General features: G+C 72.6%; 16 protein-coding genes. 15 read left to right on the top strand and 1 reads right to left on the bottom strand.

What is annotated here, in order from left to right; translation table 11 throughout:
- Positions 1-244 precede the first annotated feature (244 nt).
- The 3 genes from OF117_RS06755 (at position 245) to katG (ending at position 4284) form a co-directional block, all read left to right on the top strand.
- A complete protein-coding gene (locus tag OF117_RS06755) occupies positions 245-1429 on the top strand; it encodes an acyl-CoA dehydrogenase family protein (RefSeq protein ID WP_263552051.1) in 1185 nt (394 codons plus the stop codon).
- Between the two features lie 161 nt (positions 1430-1590).
- Complete coding sequence (locus tag OF117_RS06750) at positions 1591-2013, top strand: Fur family transcriptional regulator (protein WP_263552050.1); 423 nt, start codon at positions 1591-1593, stop codon at positions 2011-2013.
- A gap of 57 nt (positions 2014-2070) precedes the next feature.
- Complete coding sequence (katG, locus tag OF117_RS06745; protein WP_263552049.1) at positions 2071-4284, top strand: catalase/peroxidase HPI; 2214 nt, start codon at positions 2071-2073, stop codon at positions 4282-4284.
- A 168-nt stretch (positions 4285-4452) separates the two neighbouring features.
- Here katG and OF117_RS06740 read toward each other — a convergent pair whose 3' ends face one another.
- Positions 4453-5124: a TetR/AcrR family transcriptional regulator gene (locus tag OF117_RS06740; protein ID WP_263552048.1), complete on the bottom strand. Its 672-nt coding sequence runs from the start codon at positions 5122-5124 to the stop codon at positions 4453-4455.
- 126 nt (positions 5125-5250) lie between these two features.
- Between OF117_RS06740 and OF117_RS06735 the strand changes: the two genes are divergently transcribed.
- The 12 genes from OF117_RS06735 to OF117_RS06680 all read left to right on the top strand — a co-directional run bounded on the left by OF117_RS06735 (position 5251) and on the right by OF117_RS06680 (position 19620).
- The gene (locus OF117_RS06735) at positions 5251-6048 is read left to right on the top strand and encodes an enoyl-CoA hydratase-related protein (protein WP_263552047.1); all 798 of its coding nucleotides are present in this window, start codon (positions 5251-5253) and stop codon (positions 6046-6048) included.
- Positions 6049-6064: 16 nt separating this feature from the next.
- Positions 6065-7213 carry an acyl-CoA dehydrogenase family protein gene (locus OF117_RS06730; protein WP_263552046.1) on the top strand — a complete coding sequence of 383 codons (1149 nt, stop codon included), beginning with the start codon at positions 6065-6067 and terminating at the stop codon, positions 7211-7213.
- 27 nt (positions 7214-7240) lie between these two features.
- On the top strand, positions 7241-7987 hold the full coding sequence (locus OF117_RS06725; protein WP_263552045.1) for an SDR family NAD(P)-dependent oxidoreductase: 747 nt from the start codon (positions 7241-7243) through the stop codon (positions 7985-7987).
- Between the two features lie 16 nt (positions 7988-8003).
- The gene (locus OF117_RS06720) at positions 8004-9635 is read left to right on the top strand and encodes an AMP-binding protein (protein WP_263552044.1); all 1632 of its coding nucleotides are present in this window, start codon (positions 8004-8006) and stop codon (positions 9633-9635) included.
- Positions 9632-10831 carry a 3-oxoadipyl-CoA thiolase gene (pcaF, locus tag OF117_RS06715; protein ID WP_263552043.1) on the top strand — a complete coding sequence of 400 codons (1200 nt, stop codon included), beginning with the start codon at positions 9632-9634 and terminating at the stop codon, positions 10829-10831. Before OF117_RS06720 ends, pcaF begins: the two co-directional genes overlap by 4 nt.
- A 14-nt stretch (positions 10832-10845) precedes the next feature.
- Complete coding sequence (locus OF117_RS06710) at positions 10846-12024, top strand: acyl-CoA dehydrogenase family protein (RefSeq protein WP_263552042.1); 1179 nt, start codon at positions 10846-10848, stop codon at positions 12022-12024.
- Entirely contained in the window at positions 12021-12797 is a 777-nt protein-coding gene (locus tag OF117_RS06705; protein WP_263552041.1) for an enoyl-CoA hydratase/isomerase family protein, read from the top strand. Before OF117_RS06710 ends, OF117_RS06705 begins: the two co-directional genes overlap by 4 nt.
- A 5-nt stretch (positions 12798-12802) precedes the next feature.
- Positions 12803-13726, top strand: a complete 924-nt coding sequence (locus OF117_RS06700) for a 3-hydroxyacyl-CoA dehydrogenase family protein (protein WP_263552040.1) — start codon at positions 12803-12805, stop codon at positions 13724-13726.
- The gene (locus tag OF117_RS06695; RefSeq protein ID WP_263552039.1) at positions 13723-14919 is read left to right on the top strand and encodes an acyl-CoA dehydrogenase family protein; all 1197 of its coding nucleotides are present in this window, start codon (positions 13723-13725) and stop codon (positions 14917-14919) included. The genes OF117_RS06700 and OF117_RS06695 overlap by 4 nt, the downstream gene beginning before the upstream one ends.
- A gap of 293 nt (positions 14920-15212) precedes the next feature.
- Entirely contained in the window at positions 15213-17546 is a 2334-nt protein-coding gene (locus OF117_RS06690; RefSeq protein ID WP_263552038.1) for a glycoside hydrolase family 65 protein, read from the top strand.
- Positions 17547-17782: 236 nt separating this feature from the next.
- Complete coding sequence (locus OF117_RS06685; RefSeq protein ID WP_263552037.1) at positions 17783-19351, top strand: MFS transporter; 1569 nt, start codon at positions 17783-17785, stop codon at positions 19349-19351.
- Entirely contained in the window at positions 19348-19620 is a 273-nt protein-coding gene (locus tag OF117_RS06680) for an anti-sigma factor family protein (protein WP_263552036.1), read from the top strand. The genes OF117_RS06685 and OF117_RS06680 overlap by 4 nt, the downstream gene beginning before the upstream one ends.
- The last annotated feature ends 252 nt before the right edge of the window (positions 19621-19872 follow it).

Genomic DNA, 19872 nt, shown 5'->3' with positions numbered 1-19872 from the left:
GCGCCGTCCGGAGCCCGGTGGCAGACGGCCGCTCGGCCGGCCGGACACCCGGAGGAGCGGCCGGACCGTCCCGGCGGGGTGACTCGCAGGCCGGCGGTTCGGTGGATCCCCGCAGGGCAGCCGGACGCCGACCGACGCTCCCGCCCGCGCCCGCGACGGACCGGGACCCCGAGGGCCGCGTGCGGGGCGAACCGGTGAGCGATGCAAGCTCGCACGACGACGACACGGATCCCGAGGAGCGAGCATGTCCGAGACCACCCCCGGGCGGGGCGTCGGCGCCGGCGATCTCGACGGGCTCCGCGCACGCACCCGCGCGCTGTGCGCCCGGTTCCCCGACCAGTACTGGCGCGACACCGACCGCGACCGCCGCTATCCGCAGGACTTCGTCGACACACTGACCGCGTCCGGGCTGCTCGCCGTCCTGATACCCACCGCGTACGGCGGCTCGGGGCTGGGCGTGACCCAGGCGTCCGTGGTGATGGAGGAGATCAACCGGTCCGGCGGGCACTCGGCCGCCTGCCACGCGCAGATGTACACGATGGGCGCCCTGCTGCGGCACGGCAGCGACGAGCTGAAGGAGCGGTACCTCCCGCGCGTCGCCACGGGCGAGCTGCGGCTGCAGGCGTTCTCCGTCACCGAGCCGGCCGCCGGCTCGGACACCACCAGCATCGCCACCGCCGCGACCCGGGCCGGCGACGACTACGTCATCACCGGCCACAAGAATTGGACCAGCCGCATCCTGGAGTCCGACCTCGCGCTCGTCCTGGCCCGGACGAGCGATCGGGGCGCCGACCGGACGCGCGGGCTGACCCTCTTCCTCGTGGACCTGCGGCAGGTGCGCGCCGAGCAGCCGGCCACGCTCGAGGTCGTTCCCGTGCGCACGATGTTCAACTACGCCACCAACCAGGTCTTCTACCGGGGCATGCGCGTGCCGGCCGACCACGTCATCGGCGAGGTCGACGCCGGCTTCCGCTACGTCATCGACGGCTGGAACGCCGAGCGCATCCTGCTCGCGTCCGAGGCCATCGGGGATGGCTACTGGTTCATCCAGCGGGCCGTCGCCTACGCGAACGAGCGGGAGGTGTTCGGCCGTCGGATCGGCGCCAACCAGGGCGTCCAGTTCCCCCTGGCCGACGCCTACATGAAGGTGCGCGCGGCCGATCTGATGCGGTACGAGGCGGCCCGGCTGTTCGACGAGGGCAAGCCGTGCGGGGCCGAGGCCAACATGGCCAAGCACCTCGCGTCCGAGGCGAGCTGGGCGGCGGGCAACGCCGCGCTCGACACCCACGGCGGCAACGGCTTCGTCGACCAGTACGACATCGAACGCAAGTTCCGCGAGACCCGCATGTACCAGATCGCGCCGGTCAACAACAACCTCATCAAGGCCTTCGTGGCCACGAAGGTGCTCGGGCTCCCCCGCTCCTACTGAGCGGGACCGGACGCCACCTGCGCGTGGACGGGCCGGAGGCGCGCCGGTCGGCGAGCCGCACCCCGGTCGTCCGCCTCCTGCGTCGTCCGCCTCCGTCCGGTCCCCTCCGTGGCCGCGCCCCCGCACTTGACTCGTTCAAGAATGAGCGGGAGGCTGCTGGCATGGCCGACACGCTGGACCTGGAGCGCGCGCTGCGCGACGCCGGGCTGCGCGTCACCCGACCGCGCCTCGCGGTGCTGGAGGCCGTCCGTGCGCAACCGCACCTCGACACCAAGGCGCTCATCGGTGCGACGCGCGCCCGCCTCGGTGCGGTCTCGCACCAGGCGGTCTACGACGTCCTGCGCGCGCTCGTGGCCGCCGGGCTCGTCCGGGCCATCGAGCCGCAGGGCTCGGATGCCCGGTACGAGGCGCGCGTGGGCGACAACCACCACCACGTCGTCTGCCGCGGTTGCGGCGCCATCGCCGACGTCGACTGCACCACCGGTGCGGCCCCTTGCCTGATCCCCGCGGACGACGCCGGCTTCGTGGTCGACGAGGCCGAGGTCATCTTCTGGGGCACCTGCCCCTCCTGCGCGGCCGGCTAGGTCGGCCCCGCTCCTCCTGTCCCATCCGTACCGTCCCGCAGCACAGGAAGGTTCGTCGTGACCGAGTACGACAAGACCCGGACCGAGAGCACCAGCGAGAGCGAGAACCCGGCGATCCCGTCGCCGACCCAGGTGACCAACCGCCGGCCCCAGAGCAACCGGGACTGGTGGCCCAACCAGATCGACCTGTCGGTGCTGAACAAGCCCTCGAAGGACTCCGACCCGCTCGGCGAGGACTTCGACTACAAGGCCGAGTTCGCGAAGCTGGACGTCGAGGAGCTGAAGCGCGACCTCGTGCAGGTCATGCGCACGTCGCAGGACTGGTGGCCGGCCGACTGGGGCCACTACGGCCCGCTGTTCATCCGCATGTCCTGGCACGCGGCCGGCACCTACCGGATCGCCGACGGCCGCGGCGGCGGAGGGGACGGCGCCCAGCGCTTCGCGCCCCTCAACAGCTGGCCGGACAACGCGAACCTCGACAAGGCCCGGCGCCTGCTGCTGCCGATCAAGCAGAAGTACGGCCGCAAGCTCTCCTGGGCCGACCTGCTCGTCCTCGCCGGCAACGTGGCGCACGACGACATGGGCCTGCCGACCTTCGGTTTCGGCTTCGGCCGCGAGGACGTCTGGCAGCCCGAGGAGGTCTTCTGGGGGCCGGAGGACACCTGGCTCGGCGACGAGCGCTACAGCGGCGACGCCCCCCTCGAGCTCGAGGGCGCGCTGTCCAACGTGACCATGGGGCTGATCTACGTCAACCCCGAGGGCCCGATGGGCCAGCCCGACCCGGCCCGGTCGGCCCACGACATCAAGGTGACCTTCCGCCGGATGGGCATGACCGACGAGGAGACCGTCGCCCTGATCGGTGGCGGCCACACCTTCGGCAAGACGCACGGCGCGGGCAACCCCGACCTCGTCGGTCCGGAGCCCGAGGGCTGCCCGGTCCACGGCAACGGCATCGGCTGGATCAGCCAGCACGGCACCGGCAAGGGCGCCGACGCGATCACCAGCGGCCTGGAGGGCGCCTGGACCCCGACGCCGACGACGTGGGACAACTCCTACTGGGAGACCCTCTTCGGCTACGAGTGGGAGCTCACCGAGAGCCCGGCCGGCGCCAAGCAGTGGAAGCCCAAGGACCCCGAGGCGCAGGAACTCGTCCCCGACGCGCACATCGAGGGCAAGAAGAACCCGCCGATGATGGCGACGACCGACCTCGCCCTCAAGGTCGACCCCGACTTCCGCCGGGTGGCGGAGCGCTTCCGCGACGACCCGGACTACTTCGCCGACCAGTACGCCCGCGCCTGGTTTAAGCTGCTGCACCGCGACATGGGCCCGAAGGCCCGCTACCTCGGCCCGGACGTGCCCGGCGAGGACCTGATCTGGCAGGACCCGGTCCCCGCGGTCGACCACGAGCTGGTGGGCGACGCGGAGATCGCCGACCTCAAGCAGCGGCTGATCTCCTCCGACCTGACCGTTCCCCAGCTGGTGCACACGGCCTGGTCGGCCGCGGCGTCGTACCGCGGCACCGACAAGCGCGGTGGCGCCAACGGCGGCCGGCTGCGCCTGGAGCCGCAGCTCGGCTGGCCGGTCAACGAGGGTGTCCGCGACGTCCTGCCGGTGCTCGAGCGGGTGAAGGCCGACTTCGAGCAGCAGACCGGCAAGCGGGTCTCGCTCGCCGACCTCATCGTGCTCGGCGGCAGCGCGGCGGTCGAGAAGGCCGCCGCGGACGCCGGCGTCGCCGTCACGGTGCCCTTCCACCCCGGCCGCACCGACGCCTCGCAGGAGCAGACCGACGTGGAGAACTTCGGCTGGCTCGAGCCGCAGGCCGACGGCTTCCGCAACTGGATCACCCCGGGCAGCAAGCTCGCGCCCGAGACGCTGCTGGTCGACCGCGCCTACATGCTCGAGCTGACCGCGCGGGAGATGACCGTCCTGCTGGGCGGCCTGCGGGTGCTCGGCGCCACCACCGGCGGCGCTCCGCACGGGGTGTTCACCGACCGACCCGGTGTCCTGTCGCAGGACTTCTTCCGCAACCTGCTGGACCTGGGCATCTCCTGGCGGACCTCGGTAGACACCGAGGGCGTCTACGAGGGCCTGGACGCCGACGGGAACGTCGTCCGCACCGCGACCGCGGCCGACCTCGTGTTCGGCTCGAACTCCATCCTGCGCGGCATCGTGGAGGTCTACTCCTCCGACGACGCGCAGGAGAAGTTCGTGCACGACTTCGCCGAGGCGTGGGTGAAGGTCATGGAGCTCGACCGCTTCGACCTGCGGTAGACGCCCCCTGCCCGAACGCCCCGGCCCGCACCGTGCGGGCCGGGGCGTTCGCGCTCCGTGCCGTCGGTCCCGTGCGCCGGGGTGCGTGCGCTCCCGGGCGAGCGCCTCACGCGGCGGTCACCCCGTCGGGCACAGCCTCCTGCGTGGCTGCACCGACGCGGCCACCACTCACGATCGCGAAGGGCGAGGGGCTCTGACCGCCCCGGCCCCAGGCTCTCCCGACTCGGGCCACACGCCGACGAGCATCATCAACGCGTCCGCCAGTTCGTCCAGCGCACGCTCGAGCGCCGCGCCCTTCTTGTGCGAACACCAGAGTGGTGCCTGGGACATCGCCGCGTGCATGCAGCGAAGCGTCGTCTCCACGCTCGCGACGGTGAAGTCACCGCTGGCCACGCCCTCCTCGACGACCCGCCGGAACAGCGCGTTGTGCTCTCGACGGAGTGCCTCGATCCGCTGCCGCTGCGGCTCCGGCCAGTTGCGAGGCACGAGGTAGAGGCGGAGGACGCCGGGATACTCCCGGACCGCGATGTCGACGTGCTCGCGGATGAGCGCGCGCAGCCGGTCGGCGGGTGATCCGTCCCGCGCCTCGGAGAGCCGCTCGAGGCGCTCGGTCCACTCCTTCCCCAGCGTCTCGATCGCCGCGGTGACCAGCTCGTCCTTGCTGGCGAAGTAGTAGTAGAGCGACCCCTTGGTGACGTCGAGCCGCTGGGCGACGTCCTCGAGGTTGGCCCCGTCGTAGCCCCGTTCGCCGAACAGCTCGGCGGCGGTTCTGAGGATCTCCTGGATCCGCCGTCCCCGCTTCCGCTCGACCCGGCCCGGCTCGACCTGCTCGCTGGTCATCTCGCCACCTCCGGCAGCAGTCTGCCAGTTCCTGACTCCCGAGTCGAATTTCGACCCGCGGTCTTGACCGAGGAGTCAAAGTTTGTCACCGTGGTCAGGACACGTCGGAGACCAGGAGGCCGGGACATGAGTGACTTCGAGGACGTCGACTACGCGGTCGAAGGACCGACGGCCGTCATCACGATCGATCGTCCGGAGCGTTACAACGCCTTCCGCGGCAGGACGGTCGAGGAGCTGATCAAGGCATTTCGCACGGCATGGGCCGACCGGACGGTGCAGGCGGTGATCCTCACCGGTGCCGGGGAGAAGGCGTTCTGCACCGGCGGCGACGTCAAGCAGCGCGCCGAGACCGGCGACTACGGGCCGACCGAGAGCGGCATGTTCGAGATCGGCTACCTGCACAAGCTGATCCGGGACATCCCCAAGCCGGTCATCGCCGCCGTCAACGGGGTCGCGGTGGGCGGCGGACACGTGCTGCACGTGCTGTGCGACCTGTCCATCGCCTCGGAGACCGCGCGCTTCGGCCAGGCCGGCCCCCGGGTCGGGTCCTTCGACGCGGGGTTCGGCTCCGCCTACCTGGCCCGCGTCGTCGGGGAGAAGAGGGCGCGGGAGATCTGGTACCTGTGCCGGCAGTACGACGCCCACACCGCGGAGCGCTGGGGCCTGGTGAACAAGGTGGTCCCGGCCGCGGAGCTGCTCGACGAGGCCAAGGCATGGGCCGCCGAGATCGCGGCGAAGAGCCCGACCGCCATCCGGTTCCTCAAGCAGTCGTTCAACGCCGACACCGACCACCAAGCGGGCTTGAGCAACCTCGCGATGTCCGCCCTCGACCTCTACGCCGTCTCCCCCGAGGGGATGGAGGGGGCGACGGCGTTCGCGGAGAAGCGCAGTCCCGACTTCGCCAAGCACGTCGTCTCCCACTGAGCGCCGGACGACGACCATGGACTTCGCACTCAGCGCCGAGCAGCAGGAGTACCGCGACGGGGCCCGCGCGATCGCGGTGACGAGGCTGCTTCCCGAGTACCGGGGGCGGGAGCGGGCCGGCCGGATCGAGCCCGAGCTCCGGCGCGAGCTCGGCGCGCTGGGCCTGATCGCCCCCGAGATCCCGGAGGCGCTCGGCGGCCGGGGCATGGACCGGGTGACCTCCGGTGCCGTGACCGAGGAGATCGGGCGCGGCGACATCAACGTCGCCTACCTGCAGGTGGTCGGCTCCCTGGTCGCCCAGATCCTGGCCGGGAACGCCACGCCGGACCTCGCTCGCGAGTGGGTGCCGCGGATCTGCAGCGGCGAGGAGATCGTCGGCATCGGGCTGACCGAGCCGCACGCCGGCTCCGACGCCGGGATGCCCCGGCTCACCGCGAAGCGGGACGGCGACGACTGGGTGCTCGACGGCGTCAAGTCGCTGTCCTTCGGCCGCGACGCCGCCGCGGTCGTGGTCTTCGCCCGCACCGGCCCCTCGGAGGCGCGCGGCAAGGACATCAGCGCCTTCCTGGTCCCGCTCGACCTGCCGGGTGTCACCCGGGAGCCGTTCTCGGACATGGGGACGACGGCGGTCGGCCGCGGCGCCGCGCACTTCGACGGCGTGCGCGTCCCGGCCGGTCACCTGCTGGGCGAGGCCGGGAGTGGCTTCACCCAGGTCATGCAGGGCTTCGACTTCAGCCGGGCGCTGATCGGTCTGCAGTGCGTCGGTTGCGCCCAGCAGACCGTCGACGAGACGTGGGAGCACGTCAGCACCCGGCAGGCGTTCGACCGGCCGCTGTCCACGAACCAGGGCGTCGCGTTCCCGCTGGCCGAGGCCGAGACGCTGCTGACGGCGGCCCGGCTGCTCTGCTACCACACCCTGTGGCTGAAGGACGCCGGTCTTCCGCACACCTCGCAGGCGGCGATGAGCAAGTGGTGGGCGCCGAAGACCGCCTACGACGTCATCACCCAGTGCCTCCTGCTGCACGGCCAGTACGGCTACCGGACCGAGCTGCCCGTCCAGCAGCGCCTGCGGGACGTCCTCGGCCTGCAGATCGGCGACGGCACCGCCCAGATCATGAAGCTCGTCATCGCCCGGCAGCGCCTGGGCCGCGAGCTCGCCCCCTGAATCCCGACACAGGTGAAAGGCACCGCCATGGGAAAGCTCGACAGCAGGGTCGCCATCGTGACCGGCGCCGGCCAGGGCATCGGCCGGGCCATCGCGGAGAAGCTCGCCACCGAGGGCGCCACCGTCATCGTCACCGACGTCAACGAGGCGACGGCGACGGAGACCGCCGAGGCGATCGGCGACGGGGCGATCGGCATCCGCACCGACGTCACCTCGCCGGAGTCGGTGAACGCGATGGTGGGCCAGGTCAGGGCGCAGTTCGGCCGGATCGACGTGCTGGTCAACAACGCCGGCTGGGACAAGGTCGGTCCGTTCGTCGACTCCGATCCGGCCGACTGGGACCGGATCGTCCAGATCAACCTCTACGGCGTCCTCAACACCTCCAAGGCGGTCCTGCCGGTCATGGCCCAGCAGGGATCGGGGTCAGTGGTGAACCTGGCCTCGGACGCCGGCCGCGTGGGTTCCTCCGGGGAGGCGGTGTACTCCGCGGCCAAGGGCGGTGTCATCGCGTTCACCAAGGCGACCGCCCGCGAGATGGCCCGCTCCCGGGTCAACGTCAACTGCCTCTGCCCCGGGCCCACCGACACCGCCCTGTTCGCCTCCGTGGGTGGCGACGACCCGAAGCTGCGGGAGGCGCTGACCAAGGCCATCCCGTTCCGCCGCCTCGGCCAGCCCGCCGACCTGGCCAACGCCGTCGCCTTCTTCGCCTCCGACGAGGCCTCCTACATCACCGGGCAGACCGTCAGCGTCAGCGGCGGCCTGACCATGAGCTGACAGGGACGCACCCGCCATGGCCCTCGAGACGATCCTCAGCCGCGAGCGCACCGACCTGCACACCCGCGACGGTTTCTGGGTGGACCGCACGATCACCGACCATCTCGACGAGGCAGCCGCCGCCACCCCGGACAGGGTCGCCTTCATCGACGCACGCCGGCAGATCACCTACGCCGAGCTCCGCCGCGAGGTCGACCGCTGCGCCCTCGGGCTGCTCGAGCTCGGCATCCGCCCCGGTGACGTCGTGTCCTTCCAGCTGCCCAACTGGATCGAGTGGGTGGTACTGCACTACGCCGCCACCCGGATCGGGGCGATCAGCAACCCGCTGATCCCCATCTACCGGGAGCGGGAGGTCGGCTTCATGGTCGGCCTGGCCCGCTCGAAGGTCATCGTCGTGCCGTCGGAGTTCCGAGGCTTCGACCACCCGGGCATGGTGGACAAGCTGCGGGTGGACTGGCCCGCGCTCGAGCACGTGCTCGTCGTGGACGGCTCCCCCGGCCAGGGCACGCAGTCCTGGGCCGAGTTCATGGCGACGCCCTGGGAGGAGCGTCGCGATCCGGCCGGGCTGGCCGAGCTGCGGCCCGACCCGAACGAGGTCACCGTGCTGATCTTCACCTCGGGCACCACGGGCGAGCCGAAGGGCGTGATGCACACCCACAACACCTTGGTGGCCGCGAACCACCCGCTGCCGGAGCGGCTCGGCATCACGTCCCACAGCGTGGTCCACATGGCGTCGACGCTGGCGCACCTCACCGGCTTGCTGTACGGAGCTCGGCTGCCCGTGCAGAACGGTGCGACCGGCGTCCTCCAGGACGTCTGGGACCCGGTGCGGTTCGTCGAGCTCGTCGAGCAGCACGGGATCACCTACACCTCGGCCGCCACCCCCTTCCTCCACGACCTGCTCGCCGCGCCGAACCTTGCCCAGCACGACGTCTCGTCGCTCGTGCGGTTCTGCTGCATGGGCGCGCCGATCCCGCGGGCGATGGTCCGTGCGGCCCGCCGGGAGCTGCCCGGCCTGGTGGTGCTCGGCGGATGGGGGCAGACCGAGGACGCGCTGGTCACCCTCGGCATCCCCGGCGACCCGGACGAGAAGCTGATCGACACCGACGGCCACCCGTGGCCCGGCATGCAGATCCGGGTGGTCGACGACAGCGGCGCCGAGCTGCCTCCCGGCGTCGACGGCCGGCTGCAGGTGACCGGGCCGTTCCTGTTCGTCGGCTACGCGGAACGGCTGGAGATGACGCGGGCGCTCTTCGACGGCGAATGGTTCGACACGGGCGACCTCGCGCACATCGACGCCGAGGGCTACCTCAGCATCTCCGGCCGGACCAAGGACGTGATCATCCGCGGCGGGGAGAACATCCCGGTCGCCTACGTCGAGAACGTGCTCTACGAGCACCCGCAGATCCAGGAGGTCGCGGTCGTCGGCGTGCCCGACCCGCGGCTGCAGGAACGCGCGTGCGCCTGCATCGTCCCCATCGCGGATGCGGATCTCACCCTCGACGACCTCAAGGCGTTCCTCGCCGAGAAGGGGGTGGCCAAGCAGTACTGGCCCGAGCGTCTGGAGATCCGCTCGGAGCTGCCGCGAACGCCCAGCGGCAAGATCCAGAAGTTCCGCCTCCGCGAGGAGATCGGGGACGGGGCGTGAGCGCCGCCTACCTGGTCGCCGGGGCACGCACCCCGATCGGCCGCTACGGCGGCGGGCTGGCGCCGGTCCGGCCGGACGACCTCGCCGCCCACGTGATCCGGGCGCTCGTCGATCGCCTGCCGTCGGTCGACTGGGCCGCGGTCGACGACGTCGTCCTCGGCTGCGCCAACCAGGCCGGCGAGGACAACCGCGACGTCGCCCGGATGGCGGCACTGCTCGCGGAGCTGCCGGTCGACGTGCCCGGGGTGACGGTCAACCGGCTGTGCGGGTCGGGGCTCGACGCGGTCGCGCTCGCGGCCCGCGCAGTCCGCTCCGAGGAGGCCGATCTGGTCGTCGCCGGCGGGGTGGAGAGCATGAGCCGCGCCCCGTTCGTGCTCCCGAAGGCGCCCGCCCCGTGGTCCCGCACCACCGAGATGCACGACACCACGATCGGGTGGCGCTTCGTCAACCCGCGGATGCAGCGCCTCCACGGCACCGACTCGATGCCCGAGACCGCGCAGACCGTCGCCGACGAGCACGGCGTCTCCCGCGAGGACCAGGACGGGTTCGCGTTCCGCTCCCAGGAGCGCGCCGCCCGGGCGATCCGCTCCGGGCGGCTGGGCCGGGAGATCGCGCCGGTCCCGGTCCCGCAACGGCGGGGGGAGCCGGTGACGGTGGACGCCGACGAGCACCCCAGACCGACGTCGCCGGACGCTCTGGCGAAGCTGCCGCCGATCACACCCGGCGGCAGCGTCACCGCCGGGAACGCCTCCGGGGTGAACGACGGCGCGGTGGCGCTGCTCGTGGCGTCCGACCGCGCGGTCGACCGGTACGGGCTGGAGCCGCTCGCCCGGGTCCACGGTGCCGCAGTCGCCGGCGTGCCGCCGCGGGTGATGGGCCTCGGTCCGGCGCCGGCCACCCGGAGGCTCCTCGACCGGGCCGGGCACGGGGTCGCCGACGTCGACGTCGTCGAACTCAACGAGGCGTTCGCCGCGCAGGCCCTCGCCGTCCTGCGGCTGCTCGGCCTGCCCGACGACGCCGAGCACGTCAACCCCAACGGCGGCGCGATCGCCCTCGGCCACCCGCTGGGCGCCAGCGGCGCCCGGCTGGCGCTGACCGCCGCCCTGGAGCTGCAGGAGAGGGACGCCCGCCGCGCCCTCGTCACCATGTGCGTCGGCGTCGGGCAGGGCATCTCCGTCCTGCTCGAGGCCGCCTGAGACAGGAGACCGCGATGACCGACCTGGCCCACGACTACCTCGACCTGGACAGCCTCCTCTCAGCGGACGAGCTCGAGCTGCGGGCGCGGGTCCGCTCCTTCGTCGACGAGCGCATCCGGCCGGACGTCGCCCGGTGGTACGAGGCCGCGCACTTCCCGCGCGAGCTCGTCAAGGAGATGGGCGCGCTCGGCCTGCTCGGCATGCACCTGCGCGGCTACGGCTGCGCAGGCCGCAGCGCCGTCGAGTACGGGCTGGCCGCCCTGGAACTGGAGGCCGGCGACTCGGGGCTGCGCACGTTCGTCAGCGTCCAGGGCTCGCTGGCGATGAGCGCGATATCGAAGTTCGGCTCCGAGGAGCAGAAGCAGCGGTGGCTGCCGGGCATGGCCGCCGGGGAGCTGATCGGCTGCTTCGCGCTGACCGAACCGACCGCGGGCAGCGACCCGGCGAGCATGCTCACCCGCGCCGTCCGCGTCGGCTCGGGCTGGGTGCTCGACGGCGCCAAACGGTGGATCGGCCTGGCCTCCCTCGCCGACGTCGCCGTCGTCTGGGCGAGGACCGACGCCGGCGTCCGCGGATTCCTCGTCCCGACGGCGACCCCTGGCTTCACCGCCACCGCGATCGAACCGAAGCTGAGCATGCGGGCGTCCATCCAGTGCGACATCACCCTCAACGACGTCCGGCTCCCCGCCGAGGCCGTGCTGCCGGGCGTCACGGGCCTGCGCGGCCCCTTCACCTGCCTCGACGAGGCCCGCTACGGGATCATGTGGGGCGCCATGGGCGCAGCCCGCGACGCCTACGAGACCGCGCTGGCCTACGCCCTGCAGCGCCGCCAGTTCGACGCCTCGCTCGCAGGCTTCCAGCTGACCCAGCAGAAGCTCGTCGACATGGTGGTCGAGATCCAGAAGGGCATGCTGGTCGCCCTGCACACCGGCCGGCTCAAGGACGCGGGACGGCTGCGGCCGGAGCAGATCTCCCTCGGCAAGCTCGACAACGTCCGCAGCGCGATCGCCATCTGCCGCGAGGCACGCACCATCCTCGGTGGCAACGGCATCACGCTGGACCACTCCCCCCTGCGGCACGCCAACAACCTGGAGAGCGTCCGCACCTACGAGGGGACCGACGAGATGCACACGCTGATCATGGGCCGGGCCATCACCGGCATCCCCGCCTTCGCCCCCGGGCGGCCGTCATGAGCCACCCGACGCTGACCGTCGAGGTCTCCGACCGGCTCGCCGTCGTCACCATCAACCGGCCCGAGCTCCGCAACGCCCTGAGCCGGCAGGTGCTCGCCGACCTGCAGGACGTGCTCGCGGTGCTCCGCGACGACGACGAGGTGGGCGCCGTCGCCTTCACCGGAGCCGGGGACAAGGCCTTCGTGGCCGGTGCCGACATCTCGCAGCTGCAGGGATACACGCTGCACACCGGGCTCGAGGGCGCGATGCAGCGGCTCTTCGACGAGATCGAGGCCTTCGACAAGCCCACCATCGCGGCCGTCAACGGCTTCGCGCTCGGCGGCGGCTGCGAACTGGCGATGTCCTGCGACATCCGCATCGCCGCCGACACGGCTCGCTTCGGCCTGCCGGAGACCAACCTGTCGGTGCTCCCCGGGGCCGGCGGTACCCAGCGCCTGGCCCGGCTGGTCGGCACCGGGCGGGCGATCGAGATGGTCCTCTCCGGACGCTTCCTCGCCGCCGCCGAGGCGCGCGAGATCGGACTGGTCACCACCGTCGTCCCGCAGCCGGAGCTGCTCCCCGCGGTGCGCGCGCTCGCCGACCGGATCCTCGCCAAGGGCCCGCTGTCGGTGCGGCTGGCGAAACTCGTGATCCGCGCCGGCATGGACGCCGACCAGCGCACGGGCCTGGTCGTCGAGCGGCTGGCGCAGGCCCTGCTCTACACCACGGACGACAAGCGCGAAGGGGCGACGGCCTTCCTGGAGAAGCGCCCGGCCGCCTTCCGGGGCAGGTGAGGGCCGTGGCGGTACCGACCACCGATCCCGTTCGGCGGATCCTCGTCGTCGGCTCGGGCACGATGGGATCGCAGATCGCGGCGCTCTGCGCGCTCGCCGGATACGTCGTCACCGCTTTCGACGTCGAGCAGGACGCGCTCGACCGCGCCGCCGGTCGGCTGCGCGACCTGCTGGCGCGCGACGTTGCGAAGGGCCGTCGGCAGCAGTCGGACGTCGACGCGGCGCTCGGCCGGCTCGCGTTCAGCGCAGAGCTCGACCCCGCGGCGAGCACCGCCGACTTCGTCATCGAGGCCGCCGCGGAGAAGCTCGACGTGAAGCGGGACATCTTCGCCCGCCTCGACGCGACCGCCCCGGCGCACGCGGTGCTGGCGACGAACTCCTCGGCGATCGTCTCCTCGCAGCTGGCCGGCGCGACCGCCCGACCCGACCGGGTGTGCAACATGCACTTCTTCAACCCGGCGCTGGTCATGCGCTGCGTGGAGGTCGTCGGCGGTCCGCAGACGTCGCCGGACACCATCGCCACCACCGTCGGCCTGGCTCGCGCCCTCGGCAAGGAGCCGGTCCTCCTGGCCAAGGAGATCCCCGGCTTCGTGGCCAACCGCATCCTCAACGCGGTCCGCGACGAGGCGCTCTTCCTCCTCGAGGAAGGAGTCGCCTCGGTGGAGGCGATCGACACCGCCTGCCGCACCGCGCTCGGCTACCCGATGGGGCCTTTCGAGCTCATGGACCTCACCGGGATCGACATCGGCTACCACGCCAAGCTGGCCCGTCACGCGGTGTCCGGCGACCCGCGCGACCTGCCGAGCCGCACGCTCACCCGCCTGGTCGAACGCGGCGAGCTCGGCCGCAAGACCGGCACGGGGTTCTACCGCTACGACGAGGAGGGCCGCCGGCACACCCGGCCGGCTCACGGGACGGATGCGCCATGACCGCTGTCGAGGTGTCCGCGAGCGCCGACTACTACCTGGTGGACGACCTGCTCACCGATGAAGCCCGCACGGTCCGCGACCGGGTCCGTGCCTTCGTGGACCGCGACGTGCTCCCGATCATCAACGGCTACTGGGACCGCGCCGCCTTCCCCTTCGAACTGGTGCCCAGGATCGCCGAGCTCGAGATCATCGGCAGCACGATCGAGGGGTACGGGTGCCCCGGCCTGTCCCGGCTGGCGGCCGGCATCGCCACGCGCGAGATGTCCCGCGGCGACGGCAGCGTCAACACCTTCATCGGCGTGCAGTCCGGCCTGTCCATGGGCTCGATCGCCATGCTCGGCAGCGAGGAGCAGAAGCAGCGCTGGCTGCCCGGCATGGCCGCCCTGGAGAAGATCGGCGCCTTCGCGCTCACCGAGCCCGACCACGGCTCCGACTCCGTGAGGCTGGAGACGACCGTCCGCCGGGACGGCGACCACTGGGTCCTCGACGGCGCCAAGCGCTGGATCGGCAACGCCAGCATCGCCGACGTGGTCGTCGTCTGGGCCCGCGACGTCGCCGACGGCCGCGTCAAGGCCGTCGTGGTGGAGAAGAACCCCGACGGCAGCTACCCCGACGGATACTCCGCCGAGCTGATCACCGGCAAGATCGGCAAGCGCGCCGTCTGGCAGCCGGACGTCGTCCTCCGCGACGTGCGAGTGCCGCTGGAGAACAAGCTGCCCGGCGCCGAGTCGTTCCGTGCCGCTACGCAGGTGCTGACCGCCACTCGCGGTGGTGCGGCGTGGGAATCCCTCGGCCACGCCATCGCCGCCTACGAGCTCGCCCTGGCCCATGCGCTGTCGAGGACCCAGTTCGACCGACCGATCGCCAGCTTCCAGCTGGTGCAGCACAAGCTCGCCGGCATGCTCGCCGAGATCACGTCGATGCAGCTGTACTGCTTCCGGATGGCCGAGCTGCAGGAGCAGGGCAAGTGGACCGGCCCCATGGCGTCCCTGGCGAAGATGAACCACGCCCGCAAGGCCCGCCAGGTCTGCCTCGACGCCCGCGACATCCTCGGCGGCAACGGCCTCCTCGTCGACCACCACGTCGCCCGTCATCTCACCGACATGGAGGTCGTGCACACCTACGAGGGGACCGACAGCATCCAGTCGCTCATCGTCGGGCGGGACATCACCGGCATCCCGGCCTTCTCCTGACACCTGCTCCCGAGGCCCCCGCCTGCTCCCGAGGCCCCCGCCGGCTGGACGCGGTCGTTCGGAGCTCGACCGGGCACCTCGTGATCGGGACCCCCGCTGTGCCGACGCGTGGCCCTCGTCGTCCGCCGCGGTGATCCCGCAGCCGCGCCAGGGGGTCGCCGAGCGCGTCGAGCCGGTCCGGGGAACCGTCCGTCGCCCCCGGATCGCGCCGGGGTGCGCCGACCGGTAGGACAGGGGCCGGACGCCGGCCCGGCGTCCCTCCCCTTCCCGGACGACGCGAGCGAGGACCGTACGTGGCCGCCCCGACCCTCGACACCGACCCGTGGCTCGTCCGCGAGCCGCACGTGGACCCCGACGCGCTCGCCGTCGCCGAATCCCTCTTCAGCCTCTCCAACGGGTACCTCGGCATCCGCGGCACGCTCGACGAGGTCGAGCCCTCCGCCATGCGCGGCACCTACCTGTCCGGCGTCCACGAGACGCATCCGCTGTCCTATCCCGAGGGCGGCTACGGGCACCCCGAGGAGGGGCAGGCGATGCTCACCGTCGCCGACGGCACGCCGCTGCGCCTGCTCGTCGACGGTGTCCCGCTCGACGTGCGCGAGGCCCGGCCGCAGGTCCACGAACGCACGCTGGACCTGCGCGCCGGTACCCTCGACCGCCGCCTGTGCTGGACGGCGCCGTCGGGCACGACGCTGGAGGTGTCCTCGCGGCGGCTGGTCCACCTCGTGGAGCGCTCGGTCTGCGCCGTCCGGTACGAGGTCCGCGCCCTGGACGGGCCCGCGCACGTCCTCGTCCGGTCCGAGCTCGCCGCCGGGGAGGTCACGCCGGCGGGCGTCGACAACGACGACCCGCGCGTCGCGGAGTGCCTGGACCAGGCCTTCGAGCCGCGCGCGCAGATCGGCGACGAGCACGGCGGCGCCCTGGTGGAGCGGACGCGCCGGTCGGGCATCACGATCGCCACCGCGGTCGGCCACGAGGTCGACGGCGGGCGGGTGAGCCCGCACGTCGACCAGCAGCACGTCGTCGTCACGATCGCCGCCGACCTGCTCCCCGGGCAGACCCTCACGATCGTCAAGGCCGTCGGGTACAGCTGGTCGTACGACGCCGGGTCCGACTCCGTCCTCGGGGAGGCCTCGGCAGCCGTGAGTTCCGCCCTCGACCTGGGATGGGAGGGGTTGCTCGCCGGTCAGCGCGCCGCGCTCGACGAGCTGTGGGCGACGGCGGACGTGGAGGTCGACGGCGATCCCGAGCTGCAGCAGGCGCTGCGCTACGCCGTCTTCCAGCTGCACTCCTCCGCCGCCTGCATCTCGAACGCCCCCGTCGGCGCCAAGGGGTTGACCGGCGTGGGGTACAGCGGCCACACCTTCTGGGACGTCGAGGGGTTCGTGCTACCCGCCCTGGCGCTGCTGCGCCCGGACGCGGCGGCACGCCTGCTGCGGTGGCGCTCCGCCACGCTCGACCTCGCCCGCGAGCGTGCCCGGACGTTGGGGCTGGCGGGCGCGTGCTTCGCGTGGCGCACGATCAGCGGGCGCGAGGTCTCCGCGTACTGGCCGGCGAGCACGGCGGCGATGCACGTCAACGCCGACATCTCCCGCGCCTTCTGGCTCTACCGGAACGTCACCGGCGCCGACCTCGTCTCCGTCGGGGGCCTCGGCGTGCTCGTCGAGACGGCGCGGCTGTGGATGTCCATCGGCCACGAGGACGCAGCCGGCGGCTGGCACCTGTTCGGCATGACGGGGCCGGACGAGTACACGGGGATCGTGGACGACAACGTCTTCACCAACCTCATGGCCCGGCGCAACCTCCGGTGGGCCGCCGACGCGTGCCAACGGCTGCAGGCGCGCGCGGCGGAGCTGGGCGTCGACACGACCGAGATCGCCGCCTGGCGGGCCGCGGCGGCGGCGGTGCACGTCCCGTGGGACGAGGGTCTGCGGGTGCACCCGATGAACGCGAACTTCACGACCTACCGGGAGTGGGACTTCGAGGACGGACGCGACGCCTACCCGGTCCAGGAGCACCAGCACTACGCCACCTTCTACCGGCGGCAGGTGCTCAAGCAGGCCGACCTGGTCCAGGCGCTGTGGTGGTGCCGCGACGACTTCACGGCCGAGGAGGTGGCGCGCGATCTGGACTACTACGAGGCGCGCACCGTCCGGGACTCCTCGCTCTCGGCCGCCGTCCAGGCGGTCGTGTGCGCCCAGGCGCAGCACCCCGACCTCGCGCTCCGGTACCTGCGCGAGGCCGCCCTCGTGGATCTGCGCGACGTCACCGGCGGTACCGCCCAGGGCCTGCACCTGGCCTCGGTGGGAGGGGCGTGGCTGGCGTTCGTGGCCGGCCTCGGCGGGTTGCGGGAGGACCACGACGACCTCGAGCTCGCGCCCCTGCTGCCGTCCTCGCTCTCGCGCACCGCCTACTCCGTCACCTGGCGCGGCCGGCTGCTCCGCGTCGAGACGACGAGGGAGGGCACCACGGTGACGCTGGTGCGCGGCGAGGAACCGGTGACCGTCGTCGTGGACGGCGCACGTCTGGAGGTCACGGCCGCCGCCCCCGTCCGGGTGCCGCTCCGCGCTCCCACCCCGCTGCTCGACGAGCCGACGCAGCCGATCGGTCGTGAACCGCGCACGTGAGGGCGCGCCTCGGCCCGCCGGCCACCCGCCCAGGCCGGTGACCCCGACTCCGGCGGGCGGGTCGTCCCGGGAGCGCCACGGCCACCTCCCGGAGCTGGGCGGCGACCTCCCGGTGCCGGGCGATGACTTCGGTGCCGGGATGCGGTCGAAACGGTGCGGGCCGGTCGATGCCGCGTGCGGCCGGCGGGCCCGTGGAGCGTCGATCAGCGCTCCGGCCGAGGGCGGGGAGGCGTGCCGTGGCCGTGGCGGCGGAGAAGCGGGTGGCGGTGCCGACCCGCCGGGCACTCCGGCGGCGGCTCGCGCCGTTGTACGCGGCCGCGTTCCTGCAGAACCTCGCGCTGTGGGTGCCCATCGAGAAGCTGTTCATGACCGGCATCGGCTTCGACGCGGCCGGCGTGGGCCTGATGGCGGCCGTGTACTCGGTGGTCGTGCCCGTCTTCGAGGTGCCGTCGGGCGTGCTCGCCGACCGGTGGAGCCGTCGCGGCGTCCTGGTGCTGGCCTGCCTCGCCGCGGCGCTGAGTGCCGCGATCGGCGGGGCCAGTCCGAACGTGGCGACGTACATGGTGTCGGCGTTCTTCCTCGGCATCTTCTTCGCCATGCAGTCGGGGACGTTCGAGTCGGTCGTCTACGACACGCTCCTCGAGGAGACCGGCTCGAGCGATGACTTCGAACGGGTCATCGGCCGGGTACGGGTCGTCGAGAGCGTCGCGCTCGTCACGAGCGCGCTGACCGGCGGAGTCCTCGCCGAACTCCTCTCCCTGCGGGTCACGTACTTCCTGACCGTCCCGCTCCTGGTCGCGGCGGGGGTGGCGGTGTGCCTGTTCCGCGAGCCGCGGCTGCACCGGGCCGAGGAGTCCGTCCCGCTCCGACGCCAGCTCGCCACCACCTACCGCACGCTCCTGCAGCGGGGCCGGCTGCGGCCCGTGATCGCGCTGACGATCGCGGCCGCGCTGACGATGCAGGGGATGCTGGAGTTCGGTCCCCTCTGGCTGGTCGCCCTCGCCGTCCCGGCGATCTGGTACGGGCCGCACTGGGCCGGCCTGACTTCTGCCCTGGGGCTGGGCGGACTGCTCGGTTCGCAGCGCTGGGTGACGCGGCGGAGCGGGGCGGCCGCGCTGGCCGGCGTGATGGTCGCCTGCACGCTCGTCCTGGTGGGGAGCACCGCACCGGCAGTGGTGGTCGGCGCGCAGGTGGTGCTCACCGCCGTCGTCGTCGCGGTGGGGATCCCGGTCACGCGACGGCTGCACGACGCCGTGCCGTCGGCGGTCCGCGCCGGAGTCGCCTCCGGCGTCGGCACGCTCACCTGGCTCACCTTCGTGCCGTTCGCGCTCCTCGTCGGGTTCGTCAGCGACCGGGTGGGCGTCGGCGACGCGGGCTGGCTGTTCGTCGCGGTGGCGGTCGTCTGCGGCGTCCTCGTCATCACGGTCCTGCCCACGGCACCGACGGCTCCCGTCGCTGCACCGCTGCACGAGGAGGCGGCGCCCACGTTCCCGCCGGATCGGTTCCTGCCCGACGACGATCCGGACTGGCCGGGTCACTGGGCGGTACCGCCCGCCGCCTGGGCGGGGCTCGGCACGGAGGTGCACGACGCGGAAGCGGCCGCCGAGGTCCGCACCGCGCTCATGGAGATGCCGGTCGAGCTCCGGCGGGTCATGGTCCTGCGCGACGTCGAGGGCCGACCACCCGGTGACGTGGCCCGAGCGCTCGGTATCAGTCCCCGGGACGAGCAGCTGCGTCTGCATGCGGCACGCGGTCTGGTGCGCTCCCGGGTGGCGCGGCATCTCGAGGGGAGGCGTGCCACGTGAACGGCGAGCCCGGCACGGGCGGCACCGAGGAACGGTGCGTCGACCTCGTCGAGCAGCTCACCGCGTACCTCGACGGCACCCTGCCGGTCGAGGAGCGCCGGCGCATCGAGCAGCACCTCGAACGCTGCGAGGGCTGCCGCACGGCCCTCGCGCAGTGGCGCACGGTGGTGCGGCTGGCCGGACGGCTCACCACCGCCGACGTCGCCGACGTCGACCCCCTGCTGCGCGACCGGCTGATGGCCACGTTCCTCGAGGCACGACGACGCTGACCGGCCGTGGCAGCAGCTGCTCCGTGCCGCGGTGCGCGGTGGAGGCGTGGTTGGCGCCCGCGCGGCCGCCCGAGCCGACCACGAGGACGTGGGTCGCCTGCTCGGCGAAGCCGAGACCGTCGGCGCGGCCGAGGGCGCACGGTCCCGGCTCTTCGACGCCATCTGCGACGACCTGGCGGAGCGGATCGGCGCCTCGCGGGCGGTGGTCGAAGGCGCGGGCACGAGATCCAGTTCACCGGCCCGCCCATCAAC

It is taken from the genome of Geodermatophilus sp. YIM 151500, from assembly GCF_025716945.1.
GTDB lineage: Bacteria > Actinomycetota > Actinomycetes > Mycobacteriales > Geodermatophilaceae > YIM-151500.
The sequence above is the reverse complement of the archived record's forward strand: the minus strand, read 5'-3'. Positions and strand labels throughout refer to the sequence as shown.